The organism is Terriglobus albidus (assembly GCF_008000815.1).
GTDB classification, from domain to species: Bacteria; Acidobacteriota; Terriglobia; order Terriglobales; family Acidobacteriaceae; genus Terriglobus; species Terriglobus albidus_A.
The window spans coordinates 1,292,174-1,312,561 of sequence record NZ_CP042806.1; the positions used below are offsets into that span (position 1 = coordinate 1,292,174).

Sequence of the window (20,388 nt, forward strand, 5' to 3'; positions counted from 1 at the left end):
GGAACAACGGGCTTCTTGAAGCAAATGGAGAGAAATTAGGTTGCCAAACCCTACAGCAGGAACCAAGGCCGGTACCGCTTTCTCAGTGAAAACTAAACTCACATTCATTTCCAGCTCACCCCCTAAGAGTTCCGTAGTGCAATCGGAACGCATTGGAGGCCTCTACTCCTATGGAAACTGAAAAGTAAGTGACATTAGGCTTCAGCCCACGGTTTACGAGCTCAAAAAGAATTGGGCTTTAGCCCTTGGCCTCTATGACTGGAAGAAAGGCCCAGGGCTAAAGCCCGTGTATTTAATCACCAGAATCAGCGGGCTGAAGCCCGCTGCTCCCACCCGGTTCGAGCTTCGCTCGAATACCCAGGTCCCTAGGGGACCCGGGGCACCCAGTATGGTGGCTACCGCTACTGCAGCGCCACATCCATGCCGCGGCCGGCGTCTTCGATGGTGCGTGTCTTGGCTGGGGTTGTGCCGTCGTTCACTTCAACGCGGATCTCATGCCACCAGGGGCGGTAGTCTCCTTCGTGAGCGCCGATGTGAACGCGTACCTGGCCGTTACTCTGTTGCTCGCAGGTGAAGCTCATGCGCAGGGAGTGCCCGTTGCGATAGGCGAAGCTGGTGCCGTCGTCCTGGTAGATGGACCCGTTACAGTGCTCGCCGGGATAAACGCGGAGTGTCAATGGTCCCTGTGGTTTCTCTTCCGTGCTTTGGGTAAGGGGAGCCAGTGGAAGGATCGAGCCTTCGCGGACGTACACCGGCAGCTCTTCCAGCTTGGGCGTGATCATGATTGGCTTCGTCGCTGCGGCGGCATCGCGAATCTCCAGATCGCGCGCTGCGGTCTTGGTGCGGCGGTCGAGCTTCTCGCCGGTCCAGTAGTCGTACCAGATGCCGGAAGGCAGATGCAGCTCATAGGGGGCGACTTCTTCCGGAGAAGGCGATGGAGCGATGAGAAGGTTTGCTCCGAACATGTACTCTCCGCCGCCTGCGTCCAGGTCCATCGGATGTCCATCGGTGGTTGCGTGAGGAAACTCGAGGAAGAGCGGACGCATAATCGGCATGCCATCGTGCGAAGTCTCCTCTGCTGCGGTGTAGAGATAGGGCAGCAGGCGGTACCGCTCTTCGATGTAGCGGCGGCGAATGGTCTCGTGCTGCGGGCCGTCGACCCATGGCTCGTGATCGCGTGTGCCCTTGGCGGCATGGTCACGGTCGATGGGCTGGAAGGCCGCAAGTTGCAGCCAGCGTGTGAGCAGGTCGGGTGACGGCGAACCGGCGAAGCCGCCTACATCGGCTCCACTCAGGGAGAATCCGCTGAGTCCCAGGTTCAGCAGTTGCGGCACAGTCTGGCGAAGATGATTCCAGGTAGAGCTGTTGTCTCCGGTCCAGGTAGCGGCGTAGCGTTGTCCGCCGGCATAGCTTGCGCGGGTAAGCACGAATGGACGCTGATTCGGCTGCAGCTTCAGCAGACCCTCATAGGTTGCTCGCGAGTTCTCCAGGCCGTAGATGTTATGGATCTCGAGATGCGTCGCGGTCCGCTTCTGGAAGCCGGGCTCATCGATGCGATGTTGCACATCGTCGGGCATCGTCTTGGTCGGATAGGTGAAGACCGCGGGCTCATTCATGTCGTTCCAGAAGCCGGCGACCTTCTGCGATGCAAACTCCTTGTACAGTCCACCCCACCACTCGCGTGTGGCCTTTTGTGTGAACTCCGGAAAGACTGAAGGTCCCGGCCATACCGGTCCAACATAGGTCGAGCCATCCGGATTCTTCACAAAATGATCGCCTGCAGTGCCGCTGTCGTAGGGCGCATATCCTTCGTTCGGAACCTTGGCGATGTGCAGGTCGGTGATAACCACCAAGTGAAACTGCTTGCGTGCCAGTTCGCTGACCATGGAGCTGAAGTTCGGGAACTTGATCTGGTCTACGGTGAAGGGCCGATTCTTCTGTTGGAAGTCGATATCCAGGTAAAGAGCGTCAGCGGGGATGTGGTCGGCGCGAAGGCGGTCGGCAACTTCCGTCAGCCGCGATTCCGGCTCGTAGGTGTAGCGCGACTGCTGGAAGCCGAGGCTCCATAGCGGTGGCAGCGGTGTCGGGCCGGTGAGCCAGGCATAGGTTTCAATGACCTTCTTCGGATCGGGACCGTAGATCAGGTAGTAGTCGATCGGACCGTTCGGCGCTCCGAAGGAGTATGCATCCGGCATCTCGCGCCCGAAGTCGAAGAAGCTTCGCCAGGTGTTGTCGAACAACACTCCGAGGGCTGTGCCAGACGTGAAGCTGATGAAGAAGGGGATGCTCTTGTAGATGGGGTCGGTCGATTCCTGCCAGCCGAAGTTGTCGGTGTTCCACATGGTGAACGCCTGGCCGGCGCGGTCCAGGGGGCCGGGTTTGTCTCCCAGGCCGAAGAAGTGCTCATTGGGCCACTTCCGTTTGTAGATGCGGAACCGGTCTCCCTGCCATTGCACTGGCTCGATGTCCTGCTGCAGGAGATGTCCCGCACGATCAGTCACGGCCAAACGCAGCTTGTCGTCGACGGTGACTTCGAGAGTGGCGGTCTCGAAACCACCTGTCGTCGGAGTGACATTGACCTGTGCCGTTCGTGCTTCGGGAAGTACCGCCCATGAGGCATCCTCGGGGGCATGTCCACGTCGCCACATCCGCACCCGCAAGACATCGTCGCGCAGGGCGGTGACGCGCAGCATGCTGTCCCCAGCCGAGAACTCTCCTCCGTTCGGCAGAGGTCGACTCTGCGCGGGTTGGGAGAGCACCGGCAGACAGGAGAGAAGCAGGGCAGCCAGGGACAGAAGACGCGTGCGCATAGTGGCAAGAAGACGGAAATCTCACACTTCGTCGCAATGCTTCGCGAGCCAACTATCCTTCATTTCTGCTTCACTCGCTAAGCCTTCTGGAATCAATAGAAAGCGCGAGCAGGTGAACAGGTTATTTGCCGTCGAGATCGAGCATGTAAAGGTTTCCGGTAGCTGTGCGGGCACGCACCAGAGGTACGCTATCCGGGGTTATGCCGGAGAAGAAGTAGTCTGCGATGTCGCCGGTGCGGAAGCTGGTCAGGCTGGCTACCTCTTCCAGCTTTCCATCGGGGATGGAGACGCGATAGATCGGCTGAGTGTTTGCCATGAAGGCGTGAAGGTAGATTGTCCGGCTGTCTGCCGACCAGACGGGGTCTGCCACGGAGGTCGTGGCCAGCGCCTTCCAGGTCTTCGCTGCTACGTCATAGAGCACCAGCCTGCGCTGGTCCAGGCTGATGGCGGCGATGTAGCGGCCGTCCGGTGACCAGCGTGGGCTGAAGTAGCCCTCCGAGTTCGGAATCGCTTCGGTCTTATGGGTCTCCAGATTCAGCAACTGCAGGTTGCGGGTGGTGCTTTCCATGCCCATCAGGTCGGTGACGCGCCCGAAGACCAGAGTCTTTCCATCGGCAGACCAGGAAGGGTCGCCGGCATTGCGATTTTCCTGAAGGAGGGCAGTCGGGCTTCCACCGTCTGCCTGGATCGCATAAAGTTGCCACGCCTTCCCGGGTTGGCGTGCCATCAGGGCGAGCTGTTGGCCATCGGGGGACCACTGGGCCAGAAAGACCTGCATCGACTCCGGGGTGAGCTGGATCTTCTCCGTTCCGTCTACACGTGCCCGCCATAGCCGTCCCTGCGGATCGGTCCATGCTACCCACTGGGCATCTCGCGAGTAGGTGACCCGGCTGGCGTTGGCCAGGAAGGCTCGTTCAGGTAGAAACTCTCTGCGTGTGGCGTCGAACCGCTGCAGCTCAGACCGCGAATCAAGGCCAAGGAAGAAGATGCGATGTCCATTGCGGGCAGCGACCGGAGCCTGGAAATCCAGCGGGCCATTCGTAATCTTCGTAGGCGCAGAGCTTCCGTTGTACTGCCAAAGGTCGGTGTTGCCGTCATGCGAGGACTGGAAGATGTAGTACTTGCCGTCTGAGGTCCAGGTGCCGCAGCACTCAGTCGCCGGCTTTGACCAGTTAACGAGGAGAGGCTTAGCTTTGCGTGACTTGGCGTCCATCTCCCATAAGGACTGAGTATGGGCGATGGGGTCCAGGATGGTGAAACGAAGCACCTTGCCATCGGGGGACCAGCGCAGCCAGAACGCCCGTCCGAACGGAAGCGTGGCGAACGGGACGGAGGCGCCGTCCTGCAGATGGGTGACGGAGAGCTGTGATCCGGCGGCGTACAGAATGCCGGAGCCATCCGACATCCAGGTCGCGTCGTGGGCGTTAATATTGGCTACCCGCAGCGCCGATCCTCCACCGGTCGGAACAACCCAGAGCGGCTGTTCGGATTCCGGGGACAAATGGCTGCGCAGCAATAACTTGGATCCATCTGGCGAGAGGTCGCCGAGCGATGGAGCTGCGATTTCGCTGGGTACCGGCAGAGGCATGGTCTCTCCGGTGTTCACGAAGACCTGCGACAGAATGGTGCGTCCGTTTTCGATCTGCCCGGTGAAGATGCGTACTCCATCAGTGGCTGCGGAGGGAAAGCTCTCCATCGCCGGGGCTCCGGGTGAGATACGTCCGTGATGGGTCAATTGGGTGATGCGGTCGGGCTCTCCTCGTCCCTGGGACTGCCCCAGATAGAAGCCCACGCCCGCAGCTGCAAGAACAGCCATCAACCCCACGCCGGAGAGCACGAAGCGGATGGTCGATGGAGAAAAGGATGCCCGGCTCTTGGGAATGCTCTCCGCACGTGCGGTAGTAGTCTGTGGTTCGGTGGGAACGGTAACCGGCGCCGCGGAGGCCTGCGCTACCGCCTGGACAGGATAGGTAACCGGAGCGATAAACCGGTAGCCGCGGCGGGCCAGGGTCTCTACAAATCTTGGGTTGTCGGCGGAGTCGCTCAGGGCCTCACGGATCTTATTAATAGCTGTGCCCAGCGAGTGGTCGAAGTCGACGATCGTGTCCTTGCCCCACAGGCGCTGCTGCAACTCTTCCCGGGACACAACCTCACCCGGGCGCTCGAGCAAAATGCTCAGCACTTTGAAGGGCTGACTCTGGATTTTGATTCGGTGGCCAGCCTTCCAGAGCTCGCCCGATTGGAGATCGGCCTCATAGAGCCCGAAGGATACCCGGGATGGGCTCTGGACCGTGGATGACATCGTACTTAACCTCGCGCCAATGACTGTATCACCGATGTGAAACCGGTGCGGTTCGAACCCCGACAGTCGTTGATTGCATCCATATAAACAGCTCAGAAATAAAGAGTTATCTGGTGAAGAAGAATTGAACGAAAAAAGGCGGGGCGTGGATTGCGATGAGTAGGGCAAAGGCGACATGGTTCGCATCGCAGCCTGAATTCCCCCTATTTTTGCGGACTCCGATCCGTAGAGGAACAGGCGGCCTTTTGGAGGCACGTTTTATGAAGACTACAAACAGCCCTGAGACAAGAAGAGGGTTTGCCGGAGTTTGGTTTGCTATGGCTCTCTGCCTGGCAATGCTGTTCCCCGGTTTGCTTCTGGCACAGTCCGACACAGGACGTGTGACCGGAACGGTAACCGACGCAACCGGAGCTGTGATTCCTGGTGCGACCGTAACCCTGGTCAACACCGACACCGGCGCCACCCAGACGGCGACCACGAATGGAGAGGGCTTCTATAACTTCTCGGCTGTGGTTCGTGGCAACTATCGAGTCGATGCCACCATGGCCGGTTTCGCCAAGAACACACAGACCCTCGTACTGCAGGTCTCTCAGGTTGTGGCCGCCGACTTCCATCTCCCTCCCGGAGCGCAGAGCACCACGATCGATGTCACCTCGGCTGCTCCTGTCGTGAATCTTTCTACTTCCTCCACTGGAGCCGTAGTCGAAGGCCGCCAGGTGACAGAGCTTCCCATCAACGGACGCAACTTTACCCAGCTGGCCACTCTGGTCCCGGGTGTGACACGCGGTGCATTCTCGAGTGATGCCTCCGGACGTAATGGCAACTCTGAGACCTTCCGTTACAGTGACAGCGGCGGCGCTGCGATCTCCGCCAACGGCATGCGCCAGCAGGCGAACAACTTCCTGCTCGACGGTACAGACAACAATGAGTCACTTGTTAATGGCATAGTATTCTTCACTCCGCCTGAGGCGATTCAGGAGTTCCGCGTTGATACTTCGGTGGCTCCCGCGGAGTTCGGCCGTGCCGGTGGCGCGATCATCAACACTTCGGTGAAGTCGGGCACCAATGCGATTCATGGATCGCTCTTCGGCTACTACCGCAGCGCTGCCTTCGACGCCAACCCGAATTACTTCAATCCGACCGCGGTGAAGCCTTCCTTCCAGCGGAAGCAGCTCGGCTTTGCTGCGGGTGGGCCGATCTGGAAGGACAAGATCTTCCTGTTCGGCGATTATCAGGCACTGCGTTTGAGACAGCCGCAGGACACCGGCTATCACACGGTGCCGACGGCGCGTATACGCACCGGCGATTTCGGCGAACTACTGGGGCAGGATGTCACGACGGTTCCGGATGCAACGTTGACCGGTTGTACCGCGGTAAAGGTTATCGGCGCGATCTATGACCCCACTACCTGCCTCCCGTTCACGAATAATGTCATTCCGACGTCGCGTCAGACGAAGGCTGCCATCAACTATTTCAATGCGTATCCGCTACCCTCGCGTGGTGGCCTGATCAACAACTACTATGTCGTGCGCAACCAGATTCGTAATTTCAACGACTTTGATGGCCGCATCGACTTCCGCATCTCGCAGAAGGACTCGGTCTTTGCCCGCTATAGCTATGGGCAGGACAACTTCGACGTAAACAGCGAGTTCACGAATCTGCCCGCCGGTTTTGCATCAGGCGCAAACGTCAGCCATCCGCGCGGCGTCGCTGCGGGTTATACGCGCATCTTCACGGCGAACCTGGTAAATGAGTTCCGCTTCGGTTATGTTCGTCCGCAGTTCGGTTACATTCCTCCGATGTTCGGAACGCCGGTATCGCAGAACCTCGGTATTGTGAATGCGAACCGCAACGCTCTACTGGGTGGCGGAGCTCTGATCGGCGGCAGCAATACGCAGATTGAGTACACCGGTGACGGTGGACCGTATAACGTCCCTGAGAAGACCTACCAGTACGCCGATTCGCTGAGCTGGACCCACGGCAACCACGCCTTCAAGTTTGGTGCGAACGTCATTCGCCGTCGGGTGGACTTCTTCCAGGGCAACAACGCCAAGGGTTACTTCATCATCGGTGGTGTGAACTATCCGGGAACGGGTCGTTTCACCGGTTATGAGACCAGCGAACTGGTCGCCGGCTTTACCGACTACCGCATCGGTTCTGCCAGCACCTACTTCAAGAACTTCAGTTGGGAGACTGGCTACTTTGCCCAGGACGACTGGAAGGTAACTCGCCGCCTCACGCTGAATCTTGGTCTTCGCTACGATCTGTATACCTATCCGTACGAGCAGGACAACAACCAGTCCAACTACGACGTTGCGGCAGGAATTCTGCGTGTGGCCGGAACCAACGGCAATTCGCGCAGCCTGATCGATACGGACAAGAACAACTTTGCTCCGCGCTTCGGCTTTGCCTATGATCTCTTCGGCAATGGCCGCGCTTCGCTGCGTGGCGGTTACGGTATCTTCTACTTCGTCGATCGTGGCGGAGTCGGCAACCAGCTGAGCAACAATCCCGGTTACAACGGCTTCAGCGAATATCGTGCCACGGATGGATATCGCATCACGCTGATGGGACAGGGAGCATTGCGGGATAACAACAGCACGCACGCGACCAGCGTTCTGCCTCTGCCGCAGTTCGGTCCGGGGTCGGTGAATCTGAATAACCCAACCAACGTCGGTCTGATTGCACAGCCCAAGAACAGCCAGAACAGCATGGCGCAGAGCTGGAACCTGCAGATCCAGCAGCAGCTCGACCATGCCACCAGCATCAACCTGGCATATGTCGGAACCAAGAGCGATCATCTGATGACGTGGTTCAACCTGAACGCACCTGTGATTGGCGGTACTGGAAGTGGGCTATATCCGAACCGCGGCACCATTACCTACGGTCTGGCGGGAGGTTCAGGGAACTACCACGGTATGCAGATCTTCGTGAATCGGCAGATGTCGGCCGGGCTGCTGGCGACGGTCGCTTATACCTGGTCGCATACGATGGATAACTCGAACGGCGCCTTCAACACCGGTACCTCGGGTGCTGGATCTCGTGTCTTCATAACGTCGGGTGGTCCGAACCTGCGGGCTAACTACGGCAGCAGCGACCAGGACCAGCGCCATGTCTTCACTGCAAGCGCCTTGTATCAGCTTCCGTTTGGGCGTGGCCGCACCTTCGGCCACAATATGAACCGTGCCCTCGATGAGGTGATTGGCGGATGGCAGACGAACACCATCATGTCCTTTGCCAGCGGCACTCCGATCGACCTCAACTTAAATGGCGGAACAATTGATATCCGTCCTGACCTGATTTCATTCCAGAAGGTGGGCCGTTCGCGGATTACCAGCGCCACCAACAACGGTAACCAGACGTTCTTCAATGCCGTTGTGAAGGCTCCTCCGATCAATTCCTTCAGCATGTACACCCGTATCGGCACTCTGAGCCGTAATAAGTTCACCGGCCCTGGCTACAACAAGGTGGACTTTTCGGTCTTCAAGAACTTCTCTATTACCGAGCGTGTAAAGGCGGAGTTTCGCGCACAGGCTTACAACGTCTTCAACCATCCACAGTTCAGCAATCCGCAGACAAATGCTGCGCAGGCGGACTTCGGAACCATCAACAGTATTCGTCAGTACTCCGAGCGCCAGATCGAGCTCGCGGGACACATCAACTTCTAATCAACCCTGATGCAACTGGAATGGCACCGCGAGAGGGCGGTGCCATTCGTTTCTCATACGAGATGTTGGAGGCGGAAGTGAACTGGAAGATACATGCATGGGTTGCGGGCATCGTGTGGTGTGCGGCTGCGACATGGGCGCAGGACGCACCTAAGATCGAAAAGATCGATCCACCAAACTGGTGGGTGAATATGCCCAAAGCCATGCTGCTGGTGAAGGGGGAGAATCTCAGCCACGCGACATTCACGCTGAGCGATGCACACCTACGCATTGCGCAAGTTAAGAGTTCGCCCAATGGTCACTGGGCGGAGTTGTGGCTGAATGCTTCACCACAGAAAGCAGAAGAGGTCACTATTTCGGCTCGCAATACGGCTGGAAAGGGAAGTGCTACATACAAGTTTCTTACGCGGCGCAGTACGACGGACGGCTTCGCCGGATTCTCGTCGAAAGACGTGATGTACCTGATCATGACTGACCGCTTCGCCGATGGGGATGTGTCGAACGACACGGTGGGAAATCGCGAGAAGATCCGCGGATGGCATGGCGGCGATCTGCGCGGCGTGATGCAGCATCTTGACTACCTGCAGGAGCTCGGCATCACGACGCTGTGGCTAACCCCCGTCTATCAGAACCACGAGGCCGACAGCTATCACGGCTACGGCGGGACCGATATGTATGCGGTCGATGAGCACTATGGCTCGATGGACGATCTCAAGGAGCTCAGCGCGGCGCTGCATCAGCGTGGTATGAAGCTGGTGCTCGATACGGTACCCAATCATGTGGGGCCGAAGCATCCATGGGTTGAGGATGAACCCGAGCCGGACTGGTTCCATGGCAACCGTGCAAAGCACAGTGTGGCGCAGGGAGACTTCAAGCCGCTGACTGATCCGCATGCCTCCTGGCGCGACCAGAAGAATGTCACCGAGGGATGGTTTGCAGATATTCTTCCTGACATGAACCAGGAGAATTCTGCGGTCGCGCAGTACCTGACGCAGAATGCTGTCTGGTGGACGGAAATGACCGGAGCGGATGGTCTTCGCATCGATACCTTCCCGTATGTCGGCCGCAGTTTCTGGCAGGGCTTTCACGCACAGCTGCACGGCTTGTATCCGAAGCTGACGACCGTGGGTGAGGTCTTCAATCCCGATGCAACGATCGTCTCGTCGTTTGCCGGAGGAGTGACGCGGAACAGCCTCGACACCGGCCTTGATACGCCCTTCGACTTTCCCAGCTACTTCGCGCTGCGGGATGTCTTTGTGAAGGGTGAACCCATGACGAAGCTGGCGGAGACGCTGCGTATGGATGCTCTCTATCCACATCCTGAGCGTCTGACTCCCTTCCTTGGCAATCACGATACGACCCGGTTCCTCTGGGAGAAGGGCGCCACGCTGCCGCGGCTCAAGCTTGCCTTTGCTGTGTTGTTGACCATGCGTGGCATGCCGCAGATCTACTCCGGCGATGAGATTGCGATGACCGGCGGCGAAGATCCTGATAACCGCAGAGATTTTCCCGGTGGCTGGGCCGGCGATCCCCAGAATGCCTTTACCTCTGGCGGCCGGAGTACGCAGCAGGCAGAGATGTATGACTGGGTTCGTGAGTTGGCAATACTTCGCAGCAGATGCGACGAGCTGCAACGCGGGGAAGAGCAGGTCCTGCTCGCCGACAAAGACACGATGGTCTACGTCCGTGGCGACGCTCTCAATCTTGCAGCGAATGGGAAGCGCAGAGTCATCGTCGCGATCAACCGGTCACAGGAGAGCCGTTCGATACAGCTCGCCACGTCTGACACCAGCCTTGCCGGTGGTAAGACGATCGAGATGTTGCTTGGGAGCGGCACAATTGATTCGTCTGCCGAGTACCTTGAGCTCAAGCTCCTAGGAGAGTCGGTTACGGTCTTCAGTATCCACTAATCACTGTTGTATCCCTCCCTTGTATCCATCCCCTTTGGGAACGCTACCGCGTTCCCCATCTTTTTGAAACCAGCTATAGTCAGGTACGAATGTCTGGTATCGGATCAGCCTTTGTTGCCGGCCTGCTGTTGCTGTGCTCTGTCCGGCAGGCAGTGCCCGCCTCTGTTCACGCCCACTGGAAGCTCACCTGGAGCGACGAGTTCAATGGTGCTGACCGTGCGGCGCCGGATCCGGCAAAGTGGTCAATCGTTACCGGTGGCCGCGGCTTTGGCAACCATGAACTGGAGCAGTACACCGATCGCAGTGAGAATGTTCGCCAGGAGCATGGCCACTTGGTGATCACAGCCCTCAAGGAGGCATTCACCGGAACGGACGGCATTGCGCGTGAGTACACCTCGGCTCGTCTGCAGACGAAAGGGAAGTTTGCACAGAAGTACGGCCGCTTTGAAGCTCGTATCCGTATTTCGAAGGGACAGGGGATGTGGCCGGCGTTCTGGCTTCTGGGTTCTGATATTGACGCCGTGGGTTGGCCGGCGTGCGGCGAGATCGATGTCATGGAGAATGTCGGCTTCGAACCCGCCAAGGTGCATGGCACGTTGCACGGTCCGCGCTACTCCGGCGATAGCCCGCTGACCGGGGCTTATACGCTGCCGCACGGAGCGTCCACCACCCCAGCCAGCAAAGCCGGCCGGGGACCCCGGGCGTTCAGCGACGACTTCCATGTGTATGCGGTCGAATGGAATGAACACGAGATCCGCTTCTTTGTCGACAACCATCTCTACGAGACCCAGACGACGGACAGCATCCCGGGCAATAAACGTTGGGTCTTCGATCATCCCTTCTATTTGTTGTTGAATCTCGCGGTCGGTGGAGACTGGCCGAAGAATCCGGATGAGACGACACAGTTTCCGCAACAGATGCTTGTGGACTACGTTCGCGTCTATCAACGGCGGTAAGTCATACTGTTGTTCGTAGCCACTAAAGGAGTTTGCTGAGATGTTGCTTTCTTTTTCCAGACGCAGATTTGCGCAACTCTTCGGCGCCGCCGCTGCGGCGCTTCCGTTCCGTGGGTTCGATGCACTTGCAGCAGCTCCTGGTGACGCTGCTGCCACTCGGCCACTGGCCTTTCCAAAGGGATTCCTCTGGGGCTCTGCAACCGCCTCTTACCAGGTAGAAGGGGCAGCTAAGGAAGACGGGAGGGGACACTCGATCTGGGACACTTTCTCGCATACGCAGGGAAAGACGCATAACGGCGATACCGGCGACGTGGCCGACGACTACTACCATCGTTATCGCGATGACATCCGCCTGATGAAGGATCTCGGGCTTACCGTCTGCAGGTTTTCGGTGTCGTGGTCACGCATCTTCCCCAATGGCACGGGTTCGATAAACCAGCAGGGCGTTGATTTCTATAAGAAGATGGTCGATGCCATGCTGGAGGCTGGGATTCAGCCCTATTGCACGTTGTATCACTGGGATCTGCCGCAGGCGTTGCAGGATAAGGGGGGATGGGAGAACCGTGATACGGCGCAGGCATTTGCAGATTACGCTGGGTATGTCGCTTCCAAGCTGTCTGACCGCGTAAAGCATTTCATGACGACCAACGAGATCCGTAGCTTTGTGGAGCTCGGTTATCGCGAGGGGATTCACGCTCCGGGATTGCGCCTGGACCGCGCAAAGGTCGCGCAGATCGCGCACCATGCGGTGCTGGGACATGGGCTGGCCGTACAGGCCATCCGCGCGAAGGCCGCGAGCGGTACACGTGTGGGTCTGGCGGAAAATCCTACCGTTACGAATCCCGCGATCGAGACCCCAGAGCATATCGCGGCGGCGCATAAGGCCTTCCGCGAGGAGAATGCGATGTATCTCTCAGTGATCATGGAAGGCCGCTACACAGACTTGTACTTGAAGCAGCTCGGCGCTGATGCCCCGAAGTTTACGCCGGAGGAACTGCGTACGATTGCGAGTCCGTTGGACTTTGTCGGGATCAACGTCTACGCGCCCACGTATGTCCGAGCCGATGCCGGTGAGCGGGGATATGTGATGATCACGCCGCCAACCTCGTTTCCTAAGATGGCGAGCCCATGGCTGACCGTAGGGCCAGAGAGTCTGTACTGGGCGCCGAAGCTGATTCACGATCTCTGGAAAGTGAAGGAGATGTACATCACGGAGAACGGTGCGTCTTCGGATGATGTGGTCGCTGCGGATGGTCACGTTTACGATACTGACCGCGTGATGTATCTACGCAACTATCTGACTCATCTGCAGCGCGCTATCAGCCAGGGTGTTCCGGTGAAGGGTTATTTTCTCTGGAGTCTGCTGGATAACTTTGAGTGGGCTGATGGATACAGCAAGCGCTTCGGCATTGTGTACGTGGACTTTGCTACGCAGAAGAGGATTCCGAAGCTGAGTTCGCAGTTTTATGCGGATGTGATTCGGCGGAATGGGCTTGGATAGGGTCGACGGGTGACTATTCTTTTTGATCTGTCATCCTGAGCGTGAGCGAAGGACCCGTTTTGTTTCCTCGTCACTGAAGACGGCGGGTGGGAAGCAGATTTCTCCGCCTCGCTACGAAATGACAAAACAAAAAACGGTAGATGGGTGGGAGCAGCGGGCTTCAGCCCGCTGGTACATCTCGCAAAAGAGATCGGGCTTTAGCCCTGGGCTCCTATCACAAATGCCCAGGGCTAAAGCCCAACTCTTGATGACTGCTTGACCGAGGGCTTCAGCCGGCTTCAGCCCTCGGCTCCCACCGGAAATACTACAACGACGAGCCGCGCTTACTGCGCAAGCTCGAAGCGTAATGTTCCGCCCTGCTTCAGCGCGTCGTGTGTGAGTTGAGAGTCAGTGATCTTCTTCCCATTCCAGGTAACCTCGCGGACGGTGAACTTTCCGGCTTCGGCGCCTTTCGCGATGACGTGCAGCTTCTGCCCATTGGGTAAGGAGATAGTCGCGTCGTCAAAGCGTGGAACACCCAAGGTGTAGACCGGTACGCCGGGGCATACCTGGTAGAGGCCGAGTGCGCTGAGCACATACCATGCGCTCATCTGCCCGGCATCGTCGTTGCCTGCAAGACCGTCGGGACCATCTTTGTATTGGCTGTCCAGAATGGAGCGCACGTGTTGTTGTGTCTTCTCCGGAGCGCCTGCCACTGCGTATAGATAGGCGATGTGATGGCTGGGCTCATTGCCGTGCTCGTAGTAGCTCTTCGCGAAGAGCTCGTCGAGTTTCGCGACGAACTTTTCCCGGCCGCCGAGATACTCCATCAGTCCGGGAACATTCTGCGGAACGAAGAAGGTGTACTGCCATGGCAGGCCTTCCGTGATCCACGAGGCGTGCGCTGTTGGATCGAAGGGGGCGGCCCATGAGCCATCGCTGTTACGTCCACGCGCGAAACCTGTCTTCGGGTCGATTACGTTCCGCCAGTTCTCTCCGTGCTTTGCGAAGAGGGCGGCATCTTCGGTGTGTCCCAGAGCCTTGGCAAAGCGGGCCAGCATGGCGTCGTCGTAGGCGTACTCCAGCGTGCGCGAGACCTGCTCGTTCCGATGGAAGGCGTCGTCGATGTGGTCTTCCAGTGGGATGTAGCCGTACTTCAGATACGAGTCCAGGCCGCGACGGCCCTTACCGTCGAGATATTCGGCGCGATTCTGCGGAATGGTCAGCGCATTTTTGCGCATCAGTGTGTAGGCGCTCTCGGTGTCAAAGCCGCGAATGCCCTTCTCCCATGCATCGATGATCATGGAGACCGAATGATCGCCGACCATCTCGGAGGTGTAGCTGTTCCATGCCGGGAAGATGGGAAGATAGCCGCCCTGCTCTCCCTTGGTGATGATCGACTGCAGCATTGAAGCTTCAAGCTTCGGATCGAGGATCATCATCAATGGCGCCTGGGCGCGGAAGATATCCCATACCGAGAAGTCATCGAATTGCGTCTGTCCAGCAGCCACGTGTTCCGGTGTGCCGTGATCGTGGAAGCGTGGATAGGTGCCGCTCACGTCGCTGTAGGTGCGGGGCTGCAGCATGGCGTGATACAGCGAGGTATAGAAGACGGTCTTAGCCGGATCGTTGCCGGCGATCTGGATGCGGCCCAGTGCATCGTGCCATGCTTTGTGAGCGGAGGCCTCGATACGCTTCGCATCCCAGTCAGCAATCTCTGCGTGAAGGTTGCGCCGCGCCTCCGCTTCGGAGACGAATGAGCTGCCCACGCGCACCGTGATGGTCTCTCCCTTGTGAACAGCGCCGAAATGGAGATATGCACCGAAGCCGGGCCGGGGAGCCGAGACCGGATTCGTGGCGGCAGCCGCCGACGCTCCACCGGTGGAGGTCATCATCTTCGGGACAACAACGACGCCCGCGGGCTTGCCGTCACCGACCTGCTTCGTGACCCCGTCATGTGCCGCCGCGCCAATGTAGGTTCCGACCGAGGTGACAGGATGGTCGAACTCGGCAACATACCAGGCGCTGTATCCCGCGGGTTTGCCGGAGCCGGCGTACTCGCGGCGGATCGGCACCTCCGCGGTTACTTCTTTGACCGCAGCGCTGACATTCACCCAGCCCTCTCCGGCACGGGCGTTGTTCTCGAAGACGATCCATCCGTCCGCGGAATCTTCCGTGAAGGTAAAGCGAAGAATGCCTGCGCGTGAGGTGGCGGTGACGTAGGCGGTTGCATGGGCATCGGGAAGATCGACCGTATAGGAGTACGGTGTTGCGTGCTCGCTGGTGCGGTCAAAACTGGAAGAGCGCTCGACGGCGTCTGTTTTCAGGGTGTCGGTACCGGGCATTAGAGTTACGCTGCCGTAGTCAGGGACACAGCTCCCACTCAGAAAGTGAGTCGCGCGAAGTCCCTGGATCCGTGTGTCGGGGAAGTAGTACGGCGCGACGCATTTGATCTCTCCCGCGCGTGTCTGCGGTGTCCAGTGCGTCATCGCGAAAGGGACGCCGACGGCAGGATAAGTCTGGCCCTCGTTCTGCGTTCCGGTGAGCGGATGCACCAGGTCTTCCGGTGTGGTCTGGCTGAGAGAGGGAAGGCTAAGCAGAGAGGCAACAACGATTGGGATCAGTCGGGACATAGGTATCACAATGGCTTCAGGATCGTGGAGCGGTGAGAGATGGTGCATGACAAGGCGGGCAGGTTACGAACCTGCCCACCCGGACGGGAAAATCTAAGCTTTCTTGCCTGCGGCGAGCTCGCCGATGGCATTGACGAAGCGGTCCAGGTCCGCGAGCGTCGTGTAAACGTGAGGCGTGACGCGGATGCAGCGCACTCCCTCATAGTCGATGCCGACCGTATGGATCTTGTAGCGGTCGAACAATGTGTTCATTAACTCTGTGGGCGTATATCCCTCGACACTGACTCCGCAGATGGCGCAGGAGAAGCGAGGATCGAGCGAGGTATGGAGCGTTACGCCCTTAATCTCACGTACTCGAGTTGCCCAGTAGCTCTTCAGGTAATGGATACGCTCCTGCTTGCGGCGGGATCCGATAGCCTCATGAAAGTTGATGGCCTCGCCGATACCCTGCTCGATGGGGAAGCTGCGTGTTCCAAGGGCTTCGAACTTGCGGATGTTGGGGCTGTGCGGATCACCGTAGCAGGTCAGCGGCCATAGCTTCGCGATCTTTTCCTGCTTCACCCACATCATGCCTGACCCGATGGGGGCGGACAGGAACTTGTGCAGGCTGGTGCCGAAGTAGTCGCAGTGCAGGTCGGGAATCCTGAAGTCCAGCAGCCCGAAGGAATGTGCGCCGTCGACAATGACTTCGGCCCCGTGGGCATGCGCCATATCGGCGATCTGCTGCACCGGCATGATCTGGCCTACCCAGTTGACGACGTGGGTGATGTGCACCAGCTTCGTGCGCGGCGTCATCGCCTGCTCGTAGGTCTTTACGATGGCGTCTACGTCTTCTACCGGGAACTTGAAGGTGACCTGTTTGTAAACGATGCCGTCGCGCTCTGCCCGCTGGCGGTAGGCATTCATCATGTTGGGGTAGTCGAACTTGCAGCCGACTACCTCGTCGCCTGTCTTGAGGGGCAGGCCGTAGATGATGGTGTTCAGCGCCTCGGTCGCATTCCGGTTGATAGCGATCTCTTCAGCGGAGGCGCCTGCCAGCCGCGCAAGTTTTTGACGGAGCGGCTCGCGGCCCTGATCCAGGATCTGCCACATGAAGTACGAAGGCCCCTCGTTCGTCATCTGGTTATAGCGGGCGACTGCCTCCTGCACGACAATCGGGGCGGGGGAGACGCCGCCATTATTAAGGTTCAAGATAAGCGGGCTCACCGAATAGCCACGCTGGATCACGCTCCAGAAGTCCTCGTTCTGCGCCACCGTCGCCGCATCGTGATGATGGACAGCGCTGGCCGCCGCCTGCCACTCCTCCGCATGCGCCTGCTGGAAAAAGCTGTTCGATGAAAATGCGCCGGCTAGGGCGGTCAGCTTCAGGAAGGAGCGACGATCGTGCTGGGCCATACCAGCAATGTAGGGCATGCTGTTCTGTTACGTAAACAACGCTTCACCGTGAAGACTTTGGCGTTCACGGTGAAAACCCTGTTGGCATCAGTGGTTTGCGGTGGGAAGTAGTGCTTGCAGCGGATTTAGTTCAAATCGCCATCATAATTTCGTCAAACCATTGTTCCGTGACGGAAATGGGATGCGAGATGCCGAATTTCACCGGAAGTGTGTAAGATTGTCGCGCTTCTCAAGTCGTTCAGAATTCGTCGGCTTGAGATCGGCTGATCGGCGATTGTTTCTTCCGCAAACGAATCAGGCGCCGCTGGCACAGCCGCAACTAACAAGAGGGATGAGTCATGGAAGCAGAGAAGAGCACGAAGAACACGACCTACTCGCGCCGGCGGTTTCTGAAGACCTCGGCCACTGCCGCGGTCGCTGCCGGATTTCCGGCGATTGTTCCAAGTTCGGTTTTCGGACAGAACGCCCCCTCGAACCGCATCAACATCGGAGCCATTGGCGTCGGCCGTATCTCCCGCACGCACGATCTGCCTAATCTCTGGAAGTACGACCAGGCGCGCATCCTCGCCGTCTGCGATCTGGATGCCGGCCGCGTTCAGGCGGGCAGGGAATTGATTGACGGTGTCTATGCCAAAAAGACCGGCAAGCCCTATCAGGGGACGTTGGGCTACAGCAATTATCACGAGCTGCTGGCTAACAAGGATATCGATGCGGTTGTGATCTCCACGCCGGATCACCAGCACGCCATTCTTGCTGTCTATGCGGTTCGTGCCGGCAAGGATGTGTATCTACAAAAACCGGCTTCGCTCACCATCGAGGAGGGCAGGCGCATGGCGGACGAGGTCAAGAAGTCAGGCCGCATCCTGCAGATCGGTTCGCAGCAGCGGTCGTGGAAGCAATTCCGTCGCGCCTGTGAGCTGGTACGGAATGGACGCATCGGAGACATCAAGCACGTCGAGATCGGCCTGCCAGGCGATCCTTCGGGCGGTAACCCGGCGCCGATGCCGGTGCCGGCGGGCTTCAACTACGACGCCTGGCTTGGCTCTACGCCCGAGGTGCCGTATACGCTGGATCGCGTTATGCCCACCCATGGTTTCGATCGTCCCGGCTGGTTGCGCTGTGAACAATTCGGCGCCGGCATGATTACGGGATGGGGTGCCCACCACGTCGATACCGCGCACTGGGGCATGAATACGGAGCTTACAGGTCCGGTCGAGATCTGGGGGACGGCGGAGTTCCCGACCTCCGGATTGTGGGATGTCCATGGACCCTTCAAGACCAACGCCGTCTATGCGAATGGCGTGACGATGACGATCAGCGGAGAGTTCCAGAACGGCATCAAGTTCTATGGCACCAAGGGATGGATCTTCGTTTGCCGTGATGAACAGGCATCGCCTACGGCTGCCGCGGGCGAGAAGGCAAAGATCGAGCCGCTGGTGGCAAGTGATCCGAAGATCCTCGACAGTGTTATCGGACCGAACGAGACCCATCTCTACTACAGCGAAGATCAGCATGGAAACTGGCTCGACTGTATCCGCTCGCGCAAGGAGCCTATTGCTCCGGCAGAGATTGGACACCGGGCTTGCTCCACCTGTCTGCTGCATCACATTGCGATGAAGACCAAGCGTCGCTTGCATTGGGATCCGATGAAAGAGCGCTTTGTGAAGGATGACGATGCGAACCGGTATCTCAGCCGTACGCAGCGTGCGCCGTATACGTTGCCGGTTTAGCAGGTTGAAGAGTAGTCCAGAACTGGGTGCCCCACATACGCGCCGCGGGTCCCAGCTAGCTTTGCTAGCTGGGTGCAAGCTTATGTGGGTGTATCGAGCGAAGCTCGATCCGCTTTTGTTTGTCATTTCGTAGCGATCTGTTTTCTATTGCTTTACAGAAGGCTAAGACGGTCGAGCTCCGCTCGAATGTCCCACATAAGCTTCGCGTATGTGGGGCACCCGGTGCATGGAGTTTCGCTAACGAAGGGCCGTCAACCGTTTGAAACCCGTATGGCGTTGCAGTACGACTGCTGCGGCGCCACGAAGCCGCGCTGCTTCGCCGTCCGCTAATGCGATCAGCTTTGGCGGAGCCCCGGTCAACATGCGCGTAGAGAGTTCTGAGGCGACGATGGGGCCTACCGTATCCCAGCGCAGGGTGATGTCGCCGGCAAACAGAATCACCTCAGGATCGAAGGTTGCCGTCACGATTCGCAGGCCTCGGCCGATTCCCCTGGCCTGCTTCTCCAGTGCGATTCGGGCTTTCTCATTGCCGCTCGCTTCCATATTGAGAAGCTGTTGAATCGTCGGCGTCTCGCTGGAACCGGTGCCTTCGTGGAAGTAGCGTAGTGCTGCCCGTGAGGAGGCAAACATCTCCCAGCAGCCCACCTGGCCGCATGCGCACTGCGGGCCGGAGTCGGCGATGGGGATATGCCCCAGTTCTCCTGCCATGCCGGTTGCACCTTCGACGAGATTGCCGTTCACCAGTAACGCGGCGCCGACACCTTCCGAGATCGTGACCAGCACGGCATTGCGGATTCCCTGGAGTCGTCCGAACCACTGTTCTGACAACATGCAGGCATTGGCTGCGTTCTCCAACTCTACCTGGAGTCCAAGGCGTTTCTGCAGGGCGCCGCGGATATCGAAGCCAACCCAGGGAAGGTTCGGCGCCAGCGCCAGTCGGTGCGATCGTTTGTCGACACGGCCGGGAAGGCTGATGCCGACTCCCTCGCAGGTCTTGTCGGCAAACTGTGTCTGTAGACGCTTCATCCCTTCGGCAATGGCATCGACGCCTTGTTTGGCATTGGCGATCACCGGTACCAGGGTGCGGTCGAGAAATCTTCCATTCAGATCGACAACGGCGAGAATCGTCTGCGTCGGGCGCACATCCGCGACCAGAATGACGAGATCGTCATTCATGGTCAGCATGGTCGGCCTGCGGCCGCGTGCTGTCTTCAGTATCTGTCCTTCACGGATCCAGCGCTCTTCGATCAGGCCGTCCACGATGGCGGAGACGGTGGAGCGCTGCAGGCCCGACCGTCGCGCGATATCGACACGGGAGATGGGTTGGTTGCAGCGCAAGACTTCCAGTACGAGATCACGGTTGTGATCTCGTATCGGCGCGGCAGTACGGGGAGTGGGAGCGGGAGACGGAGGTCGTTTCATTCGAGCTGGAAAAGGTACCTCAAAAGAGCGCGTGTATTTATTTCACAAATCTCCCATAAATCACAAATTATGGCTGATTTAG

At 58.5% G+C, this 20,388-nt stretch carries 10 protein-coding genes; 5 read left to right on the forward strand and 5 right to left on the reverse strand.

From position 1 onward, the window contains the following. Positions 1–401: 401 nt before the first annotated feature. Positions 402–2,810 carry a TIM-barrel domain-containing protein gene (locus tag FTW19_RS05215; protein WP_147646652.1) on the reverse strand — a complete coding sequence of 803 codons (2,409 nt, stop codon included), beginning with the start codon at positions 2,808–2,810 and terminating at the stop codon, positions 402–404. A gap of 121 nt (positions 2,811–2,931) precedes the next feature. Continuing rightward, entirely contained in the window at positions 2,932–5,112 is a 2,181-nt protein-coding gene (locus FTW19_RS05220; RefSeq protein ID WP_147646653.1) for a winged helix-turn-helix domain-containing protein, read from the reverse strand. 260 nt (positions 5,113–5,372) lie between these two features. Between FTW19_RS05220 and FTW19_RS05225 the strand changes: the two genes are divergently transcribed. The 4 genes from FTW19_RS05225 to FTW19_RS05240 all read left to right on the forward strand — a co-directional run bounded on the left by FTW19_RS05225 (position 5,373) and on the right by FTW19_RS05240 (position 13,147). Further along, a complete protein-coding gene (locus tag FTW19_RS05225; protein ID WP_147646654.1) occupies positions 5,373–8,780 on the forward strand; it encodes a TonB-dependent receptor in 3,408 nt (1,135 codons plus the stop codon). Between the two features lie 77 nt (positions 8,781–8,857). After that, positions 8,858–10,690 (forward strand): alpha-amylase family glycosyl hydrolase, encoded by a 1,833-nt coding sequence (locus FTW19_RS05230; RefSeq protein WP_246153579.1) that lies wholly within the window; start codon positions 8,858–8,860, stop codon positions 10,688–10,690. Positions 10,691–10,779: 89 nt separating this feature from the next. Further along, positions 10,780–11,646 carry a glycoside hydrolase family 16 protein gene (locus FTW19_RS05235; RefSeq protein WP_147646655.1) on the forward strand — a complete coding sequence of 289 codons (867 nt, stop codon included), beginning with the start codon at positions 10,780–10,782 and terminating at the stop codon, positions 11,644–11,646. Between the two features lie 40 nt (positions 11,647–11,686). Next, positions 11,687–13,147, forward strand: coding sequence for a GH1 family beta-glucosidase (locus FTW19_RS05240; RefSeq protein ID WP_147646656.1), 1,461 nt, complete (start codon positions 11,687–11,689; stop codon positions 13,145–13,147). Positions 13,148–13,470: 323 nt separating this feature from the next. Here FTW19_RS05240 and FTW19_RS05245 read toward each other — a convergent pair whose 3' ends face one another. Together FTW19_RS05245 and FTW19_RS05250 are read right to left on the reverse strand one after the other, a co-directional pair. Continuing rightward, on the reverse strand, positions 13,471–15,759 hold the full coding sequence (locus FTW19_RS05245) for a GH92 family glycosyl hydrolase (RefSeq protein ID WP_147646657.1): 2,289 nt from the start codon (positions 15,757–15,759) through the stop codon (positions 13,471–13,473). 93 nt (positions 15,760–15,852) lie between these two features. Next, positions 15,853–17,172 carry an aminotransferase class V-fold PLP-dependent enzyme gene (locus FTW19_RS05250; RefSeq protein ID WP_246153580.1) on the reverse strand — a complete coding sequence of 440 codons (1,320 nt, stop codon included), beginning with the start codon at positions 17,170–17,172 and terminating at the stop codon, positions 15,853–15,855. Between the two features lie 320 nt (positions 17,173–17,492). On the opposite strand from FTW19_RS05250, the gene FTW19_RS05255 reads away from it, so the two are divergent. Further along, positions 17,493–18,884, forward strand: coding sequence for a Gfo/Idh/MocA family oxidoreductase (locus FTW19_RS05255; RefSeq protein WP_147646658.1), 1,392 nt, complete (start codon positions 17,493–17,495; stop codon positions 18,882–18,884). 237 nt (positions 18,885–19,121) lie between these two features. Here the strand turns inward: FTW19_RS05255 and FTW19_RS05260 are convergent, their stop codons facing one another. Then, on the reverse strand, positions 19,122–20,306 hold the full coding sequence (locus FTW19_RS05260; RefSeq protein WP_147646659.1) for an ROK family transcriptional regulator: 1,185 nt from the start codon (positions 20,304–20,306) through the stop codon (positions 19,122–19,124). Between the last annotated feature and the right edge of the window lie 82 nt (positions 20,307–20,388).

Coding starts and splice junctions, on each gene's coding strand:
- FTW19_RS05220 (WP_147646653.1), bottom strand. CDS start 5,112: ATGTCATCCACGGTCCAGAGCCCATCCCGGGTATCCTTCGGGCTCTAT.
- FTW19_RS05225 (WP_147646654.1), top strand. CDS start 5,373: ATGAAGACTACAAACAGCCCTGAGACAAGAAGAGGGTTTGCCGGAGTT.
- FTW19_RS05255 (WP_147646658.1), top strand. CDS start 17,493: ATGGAAGCAGAGAAGAGCACGAAGAACACGACCTACTCGCGCCGGCGG.
- FTW19_RS05260 (WP_147646659.1), bottom strand. CDS start 20,306: ATGAAACGACCTCCGTCTCCCGCTCCCACTCCCCGTACTGCCGCGCCG.
- FTW19_RS05240 (WP_147646656.1), top strand. CDS start 11,687: ATGTTGCTTTCTTTTTCCAGACGCAGATTTGCGCAACTCTTCGGCGCC.
- FTW19_RS05245 (WP_147646657.1), bottom strand. CDS start 15,759: ATGTCCCGACTGATCCCAATCGTTGTTGCCTCTCTGCTTAGCCTTCCC.
- FTW19_RS05235 (WP_147646655.1), top strand. CDS start 10,780: ATGTCTGGTATCGGATCAGCCTTTGTTGCCGGCCTGCTGTTGCTGTGC.
- FTW19_RS05215 (WP_147646652.1), bottom strand. CDS start 2,810: ATGCGCACGCGTCTTCTGTCCCTGGCTGCCCTGCTTCTCTCCTGTCTG.
- FTW19_RS05250 (WP_246153580.1), bottom strand. CDS start 17,172: ATGCCCTACATTGCTGGTATGGCCCAGCACGATCGTCGCTCCTTCCTG.